This is a genomic window from Marilutibacter spongiae (genome assembly GCF_014145325.1).
Lineage (GTDB): Bacteria > Pseudomonadota > Gammaproteobacteria > Xanthomonadales > Xanthomonadaceae > Marilutibacter > Marilutibacter spongiae.
Genome location: NZ_JACHTF010000025.1, coordinates 1 through 13139, shown reverse-complemented (window position 1 = coordinate 13139; position 13139 = coordinate 1). Strand labels below are relative to the sequence as shown.

12 protein-coding genes are annotated in these 13139 nt (G+C 68.9%); 9 read left to right on the top strand and 3 right to left on the bottom strand.

The annotated features are described in order from the left end of the window. Nucleotides 1-4 precede the first annotated feature (4 nt). The 3 genes from H4F98_RS16240 to H4F98_RS16230 all read right to left on the bottom strand — a co-directional run bounded on the left by H4F98_RS16240 (nt 5) and on the right by H4F98_RS16230 (nt 4480). Nucleotides 5-2491 carry a TonB-dependent receptor gene (locus H4F98_RS16240; protein ID WP_246373334.1) on the bottom strand — a complete coding sequence of 829 codons (2487 nt, stop codon included), beginning with the start codon at nt 2489-2491 and terminating at the stop codon, nt 5-7. A 304-nt stretch (nt 2492-2795) separates the two neighbouring features. Beyond that, nucleotides 2796-3695 (bottom strand): SDR family oxidoreductase, encoded by a 900-nt coding sequence (locus tag H4F98_RS16235; RefSeq protein ID WP_182688880.1) that lies wholly within the window; start codon nt 3693-3695, stop codon nt 2796-2798. Nucleotides 3696-3697: 2 nt separating this feature from the next. Then, nucleotides 3698-4480 carry an SDR family oxidoreductase gene (locus tag H4F98_RS16230; RefSeq protein ID WP_182688879.1) on the bottom strand — a complete coding sequence of 261 codons (783 nt, stop codon included), beginning with the start codon at nt 4478-4480 and terminating at the stop codon, nt 3698-3700. Between the two features lie 455 nt (nt 4481-4935). On the opposite strand from H4F98_RS16230, the gene H4F98_RS16225 reads away from it, so the two are divergent. The 9 genes from H4F98_RS16225 to H4F98_RS16185 form a co-directional block, all read left to right on the top strand. Continuing rightward, nucleotides 4936-5754, top strand: a complete 819-nt coding sequence (locus H4F98_RS16225; RefSeq protein WP_182688878.1) for an IclR family transcriptional regulator — start codon at nt 4936-4938, stop codon at nt 5752-5754. 68 nt (nt 5755-5822) lie between these two features. Beyond that, entirely contained in the window at nt 5823-7202 is a 1380-nt protein-coding gene (locus H4F98_RS16220; protein ID WP_182688877.1) for a solute carrier family 23 protein, read from the top strand. A 26-nt stretch (nt 7203-7228) separates the two neighbouring features. Then, nucleotides 7229-7666: an acyl-CoA thioesterase gene (locus H4F98_RS16215; RefSeq protein ID WP_182688876.1), complete on the top strand. Its 438-nt coding sequence runs from the start codon at nt 7229-7231 to the stop codon at nt 7664-7666. Continuing rightward, nucleotides 7663-8796 (top strand): zinc-dependent alcohol dehydrogenase family protein, encoded by a 1134-nt coding sequence (locus tag H4F98_RS16210; protein WP_182688875.1) that lies wholly within the window; start codon nt 7663-7665, stop codon nt 8794-8796. The genes H4F98_RS16215 and H4F98_RS16210 overlap by 4 nt, the downstream gene beginning before the upstream one ends. 91 nt (nt 8797-8887) lie before the next feature. After that, entirely contained in the window at nt 8888-9382 is a 495-nt protein-coding gene (locus H4F98_RS16205) for a hypothetical protein (RefSeq protein WP_182688874.1), read from the top strand. Between the two features lie 34 nt (nt 9383-9416). Next, on the top strand, nt 9417-11192 hold the full coding sequence (locus tag H4F98_RS16200) for an acyl-CoA dehydrogenase C-terminal domain-containing protein (protein WP_182688873.1): 1776 nt from the start codon (nt 9417-9419) through the stop codon (nt 11190-11192). After that, nucleotides 11189-11671 carry a GNAT family N-acetyltransferase gene (locus H4F98_RS16195; protein ID WP_182688872.1) on the top strand — a complete coding sequence of 161 codons (483 nt, stop codon included), beginning with the start codon at nt 11189-11191 and terminating at the stop codon, nt 11669-11671. Before H4F98_RS16200 ends, H4F98_RS16195 begins: the two co-directional genes overlap by 4 nt. Before the next feature lie 65 nt (nt 11672-11736). Continuing rightward, entirely contained in the window at nt 11737-12429 is a 693-nt protein-coding gene (locus H4F98_RS16190) for an HNH endonuclease (protein WP_182688871.1), read from the top strand. A 247-nt stretch (nt 12430-12676) separates the two neighbouring features. After that, on the top strand, nt 12677-13139 hold a 463-nt coding region (locus tag H4F98_RS16185; protein WP_182688870.1), incomplete at its 3' end, for a hypothetical protein.

The window sequence follows — 13139 nt, the reverse complement described above, 5'->3', positions numbered from 1 at the left end:
TGGCTCAGTACTTCAGGCGGAAGGTGACGCCGTAGGTGCGCGGCGCACCGAGGAAGGCGTTGTAGGAGCCGGTCTGCAGCGGTGCGTCGAAGCCGACCTGTGCATACGTCTCGTCGGTCAGGTTCTGGCCCCACAACTCGACCGACCAGCGGTCGGCGCTGGAAGCCAGCGTGAAGCGCGCATTGACCAGGGTGAAAGCGTCCTGCATCTTCTGCGGCGCGAGGTCCGAACCGGTGTTGTACTCGGAGGTGTACTTCGCGCCGACGAAGAAGCGACCGATCAGGTCGTCGCTGAAACCCCACTCGTAGGTGATCGCCGCACTGCTCTGCCATTCCGGGGCGAAGCCGGGCGTGGCGCCCGGCAGGCGCGACAGCGCGGCATCGGGCAGCGGGTCGTCGCCGTACTCGGCCTGCAGCCAGGTCAGGCCACCCTGCAGGGTGAGGCCGTCGATCCCGGTCTGCCAGATCATGTCGGCGTCCACGCCGTGGGTGTTCAGTTCCGGGATCGAACGCACCACGTAGCTCGAACCCAGGAAGCTGTTGAGCTGGAAGTCGCTGTAGTCCTGCTTGAAGTACGCGGCGTTCAGCAGCAGGTTGCCGTCCATCAGGGTCGCCTTCGCGCCGAGTTCGTAGGCGTCGACGAACTCGCCCGGGAACGAGGTGTCGGTGCTCGGGGTCACGCCGACCTGCACGCGGTCGAGGTTGAAGCCGCCGGCCTTGTAGCCGCGCGAGGCGGAGAAGTAGGTCATCAAGGCTTCGTTCCAGCGGTAGGCCGCCTTGAAGGTGCCCGACCATTCCTTCTCGTCGCGTTCCTGGTGGGTATCGAGCCCGCTGAACAGGGTGTTGGCCCAGGGCAGGCACATGTAGCCGATGACCGTCGGCACGATGTTGCCGACGAACTGCGCCGGCACGCCGCGCGCGATCAGGGCCTGCGCCACCTGCGCCGGGTTCCCCAGCCCCGCGCTGCAGCTGGGGCTGCCATTGGGGTTGGCGTAGCTGGAATCGACTTCCTTCTTCTCCTGCGTGTAGCGCAGGCCCAGGGTCAGGTCGAGCGCGTCGGTCGCGTGGAAGGTCATGTTGGTGAACGCGGCGGTGCTCTTGGCGTTCTGGTCGAAGCGATCCATCGAGCCGCGTCCGGCGAAGCTGGTGCCGTATGGCAGGCCGCCGGCCTCGGACAGGAAGGTCGCCGCGCCGTTGGTGTTGACCAGGCCCGCCGGGAAGTTCGCGGCGATGTTGCTGAGCAGGGCGATCGACAGGTAGGGCTCGTACGCGTTGCCCATGCTGATTGCGTCGCGGCGCACCAGGTCCTCGTCGCTGTAGAACAGGCCGACCATCCAGTCGAGGCGGTCGGTCGAGCCGGTCAGCCTGAATTCCTGGCTGAAGGTGTCGAAGCTCACCGAGTTCAGGTCATCGCCGTAGGCACGCGTCCAGATGTCGGCGCTGGAGAAGTCCAGGTCCGACTCGTTGACCGAATCCCAGCTGCGGTTGGCGGTGATCGAGGTCAGGGTGGCGCCGCCGAACCACGGCGTGATCCAGTTGACCTCGGCCGACACGCCCTTGTCGATGGTGTCGGTGCGGGTGCCCTGGTTGCTGTACGCCAGGCGCTGTTCGGGATCGGCCGTGGGTATGACGCCTTCGCCACCGGCGAGCGCGTCGACGATGGCCGCCGCGGGGCCGCGCGTGGTGGTCACGCCGACGCAGCAGTTCTCGTCGCGGCTGGTGAAGTCGGCGATGAAGTTGATGTCCAGGGTGTCGCTGGGCTCGAGCAGCAGCTGGCTGCGCACCGACTGGAAGTTGATGTTGCCGTCCTCGTCCTCGCGGCGCGGGCCCGCGCCGGTCTCGACGTCGGTGACGCCGTCGCGCTTGCGCTTGGTGGCGTAGATCCGGAACGCGCTGTTCTCGCCGATCGCGTCGTTGTACGAGCCCGCGACGCCGATCGCACCGTAGTTGCCGACCGTCAGCTCGCCTTCCGCGGACTGCTGGTAGTCGGGCCGCTTGGTGATCACCTGGATCAGGCCAGCGGAAGTGTTCTTGCCGAACACCGTGCCCTGCGGCCCCTTCAGGACTTCGATGCGCTCGACCTCGCCCAGGTCGCCGAAGCCGACGCCGTTGCGCGGCCGGTAGACGCCGTCGATAACGATGCCGACCGAGGACTCCAGGCCGGGGTTGTCGCCGACCGTGCCGACGCCGCGCAGGCGCGCGGTGGTCTGGCCTTCGTTGCTGGTGCTGGTCACGTTCAACGCCGGGACCAGCAACTGGACGTCCTTGATGTCGCGCACGCCGGCGTCCTCGAGCACCTGCTCGGGCACGACGGTCATGGAGATCGGCACGTCCTGCAGCGCCTCTTCGCGCTTCTGCGCGGTGACGGTGATCATGTCCAGCGTCTTGGGCGACGCGTCGCTTTCGGTTCCGGCGGCGGACGTGGCGGGCGCCTGTTCCTGCGCGAGCGCAGGCACCAGCGGCAACGCGACGAGGGCGAGCACGATCGACATCGACAGCGCGGTTCGGTTCGGGTCACGTGTTGCGGTACGGGCAGCGTTACGAACAGCCATGGTGCATCCCTCCCAGGATGGAAATGAGCAACCCCATGCGTCGGCTTCTCGCGCTTGCGTGGTCGTCCGGGCCGACTCCGGGCCCGGTACGCGGTTGCATGCTTGGAAATCACCTGTGCGTTGGAACCGGATACCCCTGCGCCTTCCCTCCCGTAGGCGCCCTCGCATCCGCTGGACAAGAACGATCAGAATCGGTCGGTGGCGGCGCAGCCCTCCCTCGAAGCCATGCGCGTCATGGGCCTGCTCATGGCGTGCGCAGGGCCTCGATCAGGGACTCGCGCTGACCCGGGCGCGCGGCGAAGGGATCGGCCGGCTCGCGCAGTGCGACGATGCCGTCGGCGCGACGGGCCACGCCGCCCAGTGCCTGCGGGTGCGACACGATGTAGAAGCGCCGTGCGGCAATGGACTCGAAGGTCGTGCGCGCGACGTCCGCGGCACTCACGCGACCCGAGCCCACGGCTTTCTCGACCATGGCCTCGGCGACGCGCTGCGAGCGTGTCGCATCGCCATGGGCGGCGGCGGGCCGGTTGCGCCCGGAGCGGCCGATGCCGGTCGGGACGTAGTAAGGGCACAGCACCGAGCAGTGGACCTTGTCGGTAACCAGCGCGAGATCGTGGTGCAGGGTTTCGGTGAGCGACACCACCGCGTGCTTGGTGACGTTGTAGACGCCGCTGAGGGGCGGATTGAGCAGGCCCGCCATCGAAGCGGTGTTGACCACGTGCGCCTCGAAACCCGGATCCGCGCGCGAGGCCTCGAGCATGCGCGGCACCCAGGTGCGGACGCCATGGATGACGCCCCACAGGTTCACGCCCAGGGTCCACTCCCAGTCGGCCAGGCTGTTTTCCCAGAGCAGTCCACCGGTGCCGACGCCCGCATTGTTGAAGACCAGGTGCGCCGGCCCGAACCGGGATTCGGCGGCGTCGGCCAGGGCCTCGACCTGGCCGGCGTCGGCGACATCGACCACGCGTGCGAACACCGCCGCGCCGGCCGACTCGAGTTCGTGCCGGACGGCGTCGAGCGCGTCCTCCTGGACATCGGCCAGGACGAGCTTCATGCCCTCCCGTGCGCCCAGGCGCGCGAATTCCAGGCCGAAGCCGGAGCCGGCGCCGGTGATCACCACGGTCCTGCCGCGCAGCGTCTTCATCGTCAGACCGCCGTGTAGCCGCCGTCCACCGCCAGGACCTGCCCGGTGATGTGGCTGCCCGCGTCGGAGGCGAACAGCAACGCTGCGCCCTTGAGGTCCTCGTCGCCGCCCAGCCGGCGCAGCGGCGCATTGCCGATCAGCGCCTCTTCGCCCAGGTGCTGGATCAGGGCGGCGCTCATCTTCGAGGGAAAGAACCCCGGCGCAAGCGCATTGACGGTGATGCCGTGCACACCCCACTCGCCTGCCAGCGCACGCGTGAAGTTGACCACCGCGCCCTTGGCGCTGTTGTAGGCGATCGTCTGCATGCTGCCCGGCGGATTGCCGCGCAGGCCGGCGATGGAGGCGACATTGACGATGCGGCCATGCTTGCGCGGGATCATCGATCGCCGCGCGACCTGCTGGCTGAGCAGGAACAGGCCGCGAACGTTGAGGTCGAACACCTTGTCCCATGCCTCCAGCGGATGGTCCTCGGCCGGCGCGCCCCAGCTCGTCCCGGCATTGTTGACGAGGATGTCCACCTGCCCCATGCGCTCCAGCGCCGCATCGACCAGGGCTTCCACGCCTTCGGGCCGGGCGCCGTCGGCGGCGACCCAGTCGGCGTCGATGCCGCGTTCGCGCAGGTGCGCGGCCGCCGCCTTGAGCTCGTCTTCCTTGCGCGCCGACAGCAGGACCCGTGCCCCGTAGTCGCCCAGCGCCTCGGCGATCTGCAGCCCCAGCCCGCGGGAGCCGCCGGTGACCAGGGCGGTGCGGCCGGTGAGGTCGAAGATGTCGGTGCGTGTATTCATGGCGCCTCTTGGTGAAGTGGAATGAGGGGAGCGGACGTCGCGGCGCGGGCAGGCCGGAAGACCTTGGTAAAGACTGCGTTGCCCCCTGCGTCGCGTGCTTTTATATTCCGTTATATGAAACTAAGTTTCTGTTTCCTGAAACAATCTAGCTTGCTATTTGCACGCATTCAATACCTCGAGGTATCCATTTTTATGGTGCAAAGCAGCATTTATCGGGGTATTTGACAGCCTGTTCGACAAGGATCCAAACTCCGGCACATACCGTTCTTTCGGAATTAAGTTTCACATAATGAAATATTCAAGTGCCAAGGGACAGGGTCGAACGTCGATGGAGAAGCGGCCGCTGCATGTCTCCGCCGATCTTTCGCTTCGATGCTTGCCTGCGCCTCGTCCGGTTCGCCGCCTCGTCCGGCAGCCCCCTCCCCCGCCCACGGCCGCCTGATCCAGGAACCCCAATGGGAAGCCCCAAACGCAGCATCGATGTCTTCAACCGGCCTTTCGACGAGACCCATCCCCAGTTCGTCAACGCAGTCGGACGCGCCTTCGCGATCCTCCGCTGTTTCGAGCACGGCGAGCGCTACCTGGGCAACCAGGACATCGCCCGGCAGACCCTGCTGCCCAAGCCGACGGTGTCTCGACTGACCTTCACCCTCGCCTCGCTGGGCTACCTGGAGTACTCGGCAACCCTGGAGAAATACGCGCTCGGCACCGCGGTGCTCGGGCTCAGCCACGCCTACATGAAGAACAACGACGTGGTGTCGGTCGCGCGTCCGCTGATGAAGGAGCTGGCCGAGTACACGCAATCGGCGGTGATGCTGGGCGCCGCGGACGGCCTGCGGATGATCCTGCTGGAGGTCTGCCAGGGCGATCACACCTTCCAGCTCAACCTCGCCCCCGGGATGCGCGTGCCGCATGGCTCCACCGCGCTGGGGCGCGCCGACCTGGCCGCGCGCCCGCCTGCGCTGTTCGAGCAGCGGCTCGCCGAACTGAAGGACGACTGCGACCCCGCGCAATGGCCGCGCATCCATGCCGGGATCGTCCGCGCCCGCGAAGAGTACGAGACCTACGGCTTCTGCTTCTCGATGGGCGAGTGGAACCCGGACGTGTTCGCGGTGGGCGTGCCGATGATGTCCAGCGACCGCGGGCGCGTGCTGGCGTTCAACTGCAGCGGCCGGATCTCGGTGATGACGCGCGAGAAGCTCGTCCAGGACTTCGGGCCGAAGCTGGTGGCGTTGCGCAACACCGTCTTCGAGAAGGTCGAGGGACGCTTCTAGGCACGTTGGCGCCGGCATGGCCGGTATCGCGGGCAAGGGGATTCGAACGAGATGACCGGGAGGGCACGATGAAGCAAGCGCGACAGGGCGCCACCGCCGCCGGATGGCGCTGGGGACCATTCACCTGCCGGATTCCATTCCTGCACTCGCGCCTGCTCTGGCCGGAGTTCCTGCAAGGGACGCTGGTGGCGACCGCCACCGGCCTGGCCCTGGTCCCGGTGCTGAGCGGCTACTTCGGCATGAGCTTCGAACAGGCGGTCGCCTGCGTGCTGTTCAACAGCATCTTCCTGGTTTCGTCGCTGTACATCTTCGGCGAGCCCTACGCACCGGGCTGGACCACCGCGGCGCTGCCCTTGGCACTGGTCTACGTGATCGCCGGCTATCCCGACCCGACCACCCGCTTCCAGGCGATGACCGCGCTGACGCTCAGCTATGCCGCGCTGGTGTTCGTGCTGGGCGTCACCGGCCTGGGGCGCAAGCTGATGCGCTGGCTGCCTGACACGTTGAAGGCGGGCATCCTGCTGGGCGCGGCGCTGTCGGCCTTCCGCCGCGTGTTCGTCGACGACGGCGGCAAGCTGCTGATGTCGCAGCCGGTGACCACCGCGGTCGCCTGCGCGATCTGCCTGGTGTGCGTGTTCTCCACGCCGTTCCGCCGGCTGGTCGAACGCCATCGCGCGCTGGCGCTGCTGGTCGCGCTGGGGCTGCTGCCGGGCTTCCTGGCGGCCGCGATCATCGGCCCCCTGGTCGGCGAGGTGCAGTACGACATCCAGTGGGGCTGGCTGCTGCCGCCGATGGGCGAGGCGATGGCGAAGATGTCGCCCTTCAGCATCGGCTGGCCGCCGCCGGAGATGTACCTGGCGGGCATTCCGCTGGTGCTGGTCACCTACGTCATCCAGTTCGGCGACTGGGTGACCGGCAACGAGGTCCTGCGCGAGGCGGCGCCGTCGCGCCCCGACGATCCGGTCGACATCAACGCCAGCCGGTCGCATCTCGCACTGGCGATCCGCAACGCCGCCTCGGCCCTGGTGTCGCCTTTCTTCACCACCCAGGGCAGCCTCTGGACCGGCGTCCACGTGATCGTCGTCAAGCGCTGGAAAGAGGGACCGCGCGCGGTCCCGGACCTGCACAGCGGCATGATGTCCTACTACCTGATGGGCCTGCCCTTCATCTACTTCATGTTGCCCCTGCTGACGGCGATGAAGCCCCTGCTCGGCATCGCGCTGTCCCTGACCCTGGTGCTGACCGGCTTTGCCTGCGCCTACATCGGCATGGCGATCCCGCGCGATGCCAGCGCGCGCGGCGCGGCGATGCTGACCGGCGCCGCCCTGGCCCTCCTGCAGCCCTGGGTGGGCCTGCTGGTCGGCATCGGCGTGTGCCTGTTGCTGGTCGGGCCCGAGCGACGGGCGTCGCCCGCCGCCCCGGCGCCGGGCGCCGACGCGGAGTCCTGACGCATGCCCACACGAACGGAGGCCGCATGAGCGCGCGCGAGGACTACCGCCACTTCCTGCCGATCCCCACGCGCTGGAAGGACAACGACGTGTATGGCCATGTCAACAACGTCGAGTACTACAGCTACTTCGACACGGTCATCAACACCTTCCTGATCCAGCGCGGCGGACTGGACATCCATCGCGGCCCGGTCATCGGCCTGTGCGCCGAATCGCACTGCCGCTTCAGCGGCGAACTGGCCTTCCCGGAAACCGTCGAAGCCGGGCTGCGCGTGGAGCACCTCGGCAACGCCAGCGTGCGTTACGGCATCGGCCTGTTCCGCCCGGGGCGCGACACGGCGGCCGCCGAAGGCTGGTTCGTGCACGTCTTCGTCGACCGCGACAGCCGTCGCTCGCATCCGATCCCGCCGGCGATACGCCAGGCCCTGTCGCCGCTCCATGTGCCGACGGACGCAGGGGCATGAAGGTACGCGCCGCCGTCCTGCGCGAAATGGGCCTGCCGGCGCCCTACGCGGGCTCGCGCCCGCTCGGCATCGAGACGCTCGATCTCTCCGGGCCGGGTGAGGGGGAACTGCTCGTGCGCGTCCTCGCCACGGGCCTGTGCCACTCCGACCTGTCGGTGATCGACGGCTCGCGACCGCGCCCCGTGCCGATGGTGCTCGGCCACGAGGCCGTGGGCGAGGTCCTGGACGTGGGCCGGGGCACGCCGGGCTTCCAGCAGGGCGACCGCGTGGTGTTCTCCTTCGTGCCGATGTGCGGGCACTGCGGGCCCTGCGCCAGCGGGCGCCCCGTGCTGTGCGAGCCCGGCGCGCTCGCCAATGCCGAGGGCCGGCTGCTCGGTGGCGCGCGGCACTGGCGCGACGCCGACGGGACGCCACTGCAGCACCACCTGGGCGTGTCGTGCTTCAGCGAATGCACGGTGGTTTCGGCGCGCTCCGCGGTGCGGATCGACCAGGACCTCGCGCCCACGACGGCCGCGCTGTTCGGCTGCGCGGTGATGACCGGCGTCGGCGCGGTGGTCAACACCGCCCGCGTGCGCCCCGGCGAGGGCGTGGCGGTCTTCGGACTCGGCGGCGTCGGCCTGGCGGCCGTGTTGGGGGCGGTCGCGTCGGGCGCCCATCCCCTGGTCGCGGTCGACGTGGTGCCGGAAAAGCTGGCGCTGGCGCGCTCGCTGGGCGCCACGCACTGCATCGATGCCTCCATCGCCGACCCGGTCGAGGCGATCCGCGAGATTACCCGCGGCGGCGTGGAGCATGCGATCGAGTCGGTCGGCAACGAACGCGTGCTGGTCCAGGCCTATGCCGCGACGCGACGCGGCGGCGCCACGATCACCGTGGGACTGCCCGCGCCGGATCGCATGTTCAGCGTGCCCGCCGTCAGCCTGGTGGCGGAAGAGCGGTGCGTGCGCGGGTCCTACATGGGCTCGGCGGTCCCATCGCGCGACATACCGCGCTATATCGCCCTGCATCGCAGCGGCCGCCTGCCGGTGGAGCGCCTGCTCACGCACACCTTGTCGCTCGAGGACGTCAACGAAGGCTTCGATCGGCTCGCCGCCGGCACGGCGATCCGGCAGGTCGTCGCCTTCGACACCTGAGCAGCGGACGCTGGCGGCGCCTCGCCGCCAGCGCCACCATGCGCCGTAGTATTCTCGTGGCCGGATTCCACACCCACGAGGCACGGCACACATGAAGACACGGTCCTGGACGCGGGTTTCCCGCATCGCGATCCCGGCGCTCCTGCTCGTCGCGCTCGCCGCCTGTTCCAGCGGACCGGTGCGCCGGGTCTCCGAACCCGCCGCGCGCCTGCAACAGCTCACGGTCAACGTGGACGGCAGCTGGACGGCGCAGGTGCGGCTGGAGAACTACAGCAGCATCCCGATGCGCTTCGAGCGCTTCGACCTCGTGCTCGAGGCCGGCGGCCAGGAGGCGGGCGCGCTGCGCGCCAGCCCGGCGCTCGACATCGGTCCGGAATCGGCCGACGTGGTGGAAGCGCGCCTGGTCCCCGCCGCCGCGGCCAAGCTGGCCGCCGCCGACGCCCTGGCGGCCGGTCGCAGCCTGCCCTACTCGCTCACCGGCACGGTCGTCGCCACGCCCGACGAAAGCAGCAAGTCGCGCGATTTCGACATCGAGCGCAACAGCGCGCTGAGCCCCGCCCCGGGCCTGCCCGGCGTGCTGCGCTGAACCCGCCCTCCCCCATTCCCGCACACGGTCCAAGATGAGCACTTACAAAGCCCCCCTCGACGACATCCGCTTCGTCCTGTTCGACGTCCTCCACGCCGACGCCGCGTTCCAGCGCCTGGGATTCGCCGACGCCACCCGCGACATCCTCGACGCGGTGATGGACGAAGGCGCCCGCTTCTGCGAAACCGTCCTCGCGCCGTTGAACGCCGTGGGCGACCAGGCGGGCTGCACCCTGGACAAGACCAGTGGCCAGGTCACCACGCCACCGGGCTTCAAGGAGGCGTATGCCGAGTACGCAGCGGGCGGTTGGGCTGGCCTGTCCTCGCCGGAGGCGTTCGGCGGCCAGGGCCTGCCGCACGCCGCCGGGGTCCCGATCAAGGAAATGATCGACGCGGCCAACCTGTCCTGGGGCAACTTCCCGCTGCTCTCGCACGGCGCCACCGAGGCCCTGCTGCACCATGGCGAGGACTGGCAGCGCGAAGCCTTCCTGCGGCCCCTCGTCGAAGGCCGCTGGACGGGCACCATGTGCCTGACCGAGCCGCATTGCGGCAGCGACCTGGGCCTGCTGAAGACGCGCGCCGAACCCCGCGACGACGGCAGCCATGCCATCACCGGCACCAAGATATTCATCACCGCCGGCGAACACGATTTCACCGACAACATCGTCCACCTGGTGCTGGCGCGCCTGCCCGACGCCCCGGCCGGCAGCAAGGGCATCTCGCTCTTCGTCGTGCCCAAGGTCCGGGTGGACCGGGAGGGCGCCATGGGCGAGGCCAACGCGGTGCGCTGCGGCAGCCTGGAGCACAAGATGGGCATCCACGGCTCGGCGACCTGCGTGATCAATTTCGACGGCGCGCAGGGCTACCTGGTCGGGCAGCCGCACAAGGGCCTCATGGGCATGTTCACCATGATGAACTCCGCCCGCCTCGCCGTCGGCCTGCAGGGCCTGGGCCTGTCCGACCGCGCCTTGCAGAACGCGCTGCGCTATTCGCGCGAACGCCTGCAGATGCGGGCGCTCAGTGGCCCGCGTCATCCGGAGAAGGCCGCCGACCCGATCATCGTGCACCCCGACGTGCGCCGCATGCTGCTGACCTGCAAGTCGCTGGTCGAAGGCGGCCGTGCAATGGCCTACCACAGCGCGCTTCTGCTCGATGAAGCGCATGACGCCGATGCCGAGGCCCGCGCCGCCGCGGACGCATTGCTCGGCTTCATGACGCCGATCGTCAAGGCCTGCCTGACCGAATGGGGCGTGGAGTGCACTTACCATGCGCTGCAGTGCTTCGGCGGCCACGGCTACATCGCCGAGCACGGCATGGAGCAGCTCGCGCGCGACGCGCGCATCACCACCCTGTACGAGGGCACCACCGGCATCCAGGCGCTCGACCTGCTGGGCCGCAAGGTGATCCAGCTGCAGGGTGCCGGCCTGAAGGTCATGCTGGGCATGGTCGAGGCCTTCTGCACCGAGCACGCACATGACGAGCGCCTGGCACCCTTCGTGGGCCCGCTGCAGGCCAAGGCCGCCGAATGGCAGCAGCTGACCACGCACATCGCCAGGGCCGCCGCCGGCAACGCCGACGAGATCGGCGCCGCCGCGTACGACTACCTCATGTACTCGGGCTATGTCGCCCTGGCCTACTGGTGGGCGCGCAGCGTGGCGGCGGCGGACGCCTCTCCGCATGCCGACGCCTTCAAGCAGGACAAGCGCGATACCGCCACGTTCTATTTCGCGCGCATCCTGCCGCGCACCCTGGCGCACGCGGCGGCGATCGAAAGCGGCATCGCTTCGCTGCCGGAGCTGGACGAGGCATGAGCCACGGGCCGGGCGATCCCGCGATCCGCCCGGCCACCCGGGCGGACGACGCGTTCATCCTGGGCTTCGTCGAGCGCTTCAGCGAGTTCCCCCTGCCCGGTGGCCGCAGCCGCGAGAGCGTGGGTGCCGGGGTTCGCCGAGACCTCTCCCGGCACCTGGCGACGCGGCCGGCGCATTCGCATTTCTTCGTGGTCGAGGTGGACGGCATCGCCGCGGGTTTCGCGCACCTGGTCGTGGACACCGACTTCTTCGACGGCTCGGCCACCTGCCATGTCTCCGACCTTGCGATCGCGACCGCCTTCGAGGGCCGCGGCCTCGCACGCACCCTGCTGGCACACGCAGAAGCCTTCGCCCGCGCGCGCGGCTGCAGCCGGCTGACCTTGTCGGTATTCCCCGGCAACGAACGCGCCCTGCGCCTGTACCAGTCGCAGGGCTTCGACGTGGACCTGTTGAAGATGGGCAAGCCGCTGGACGGCTAGGTCCGGAGCGCGAATCGGGGCGATCTACACAAAACGTCAACAAAGGCGTATAAGCTGGTGTCCCGATGGAGACCGATAGAGCGCCACTACGCTTGGTCCACGCCGGGACGCCCGAAGCCACGCTTCGAAGCGGCCTGGATGCTTCGCCGTCGCCTGGCCTGCGGGCCGTCCCCGATCCTTCCTTCGAACGCCTGGACGCGGTGCGGCTGCTGTCGCTCGATGCCTGCGGCCGCGTGCTCGACTGGATGAGCTGGCAGGATGCCGCCTGCCTGTATGCCCGCGACGCGGTCGCCTGGACGCTCGGCGAGCCCTGCCTGCGCGTGCATGGCGGCATCAACCGCATCACCGGCCAGCAGAGCCTGCTGGAACTGCCGCCGATCATCGCCGCGCGCGGCCATGCGCGCACCGGCGCGCTCGATCCCACCCCGGCGCTGACCAACAGCGCCCTGTTCGCGCGCGACAGCCACCTGTGCCTGTACTGCGGCCAGAAGTACGCCCGCCCGAAACTGACCCGCGACCACGTGCAGCCGGTGTCCAAGGGCGGTCGCGACATCTGGGAGAACGTGGTCTCGGCGTGCTTCAACTGCAATTCGCGCAAGGGCAACCGCACGCCGCACCAGGCCAACATGCCATTGCTCGCGGTGCCCTACCGGCCGAGCTGGATCGAACACCTGATCCTGTCGAACCGCAATATCCTCGCCGACCAGATGGCCTTCCTGCGCACCCAGTTGCCACGCGACAGCCGGGTCAACGCCTGAGCCCCACGCAGGTTCATGCGGCAGAGCAACATCGGCGCCTCCGACACCCGGGACCGCCGAGCGGGAGACATGCCCCGGAATGTCGCACGAGCGCCCTCCCGCGTCACATGCAGGCACCATGCGTCGTTTTGGGACACCGGAACGGCGCCGTGGACGCATATTCGTCGCCTGAACATTGACGCCAAGGCCCAGCTTGGCAAAACTCGCCCGACATATCAGCGCATGCAGCGCGCAACATGGATCTTGTATGCCACTGACCATTGGCCTGACCGGAATGGATCCGGACACCGAATCCGGACTGACGGACGCCATCAACGCCGCGAACGACCGTATCGGCCGCGCCTGGAAACTGTTGCCGGAAAGCCAGGCCGACTATGTCGTCGTGGACATGGACAGCATGTACGGTCCAATGAGCTGGCTGCGCCTGCACGCCACGGGCAAGCAGGTCATCGGCCTGACCACGGCCTCGCGCACGCAGACCGACTATCGCCTCGAGCGCCCCTTCGACGCCCACAGCGTCTCGATCCTGTTGTCCGAACTGGCCGAAGCGGCGGGCGTGTCCCTGCAGCCGGCGGCCGCGGCCCAGGCACCGACACCCGCACCGACACCGGCGCCCGTACAGGCAGCCGCGCCGGTGGCCGCCGCCGCGCCCGCCGCCCCGCCGCGCCCCACGCCGACGCCTGCAGTGGCGCCGCCCCCCGTCGCGACGC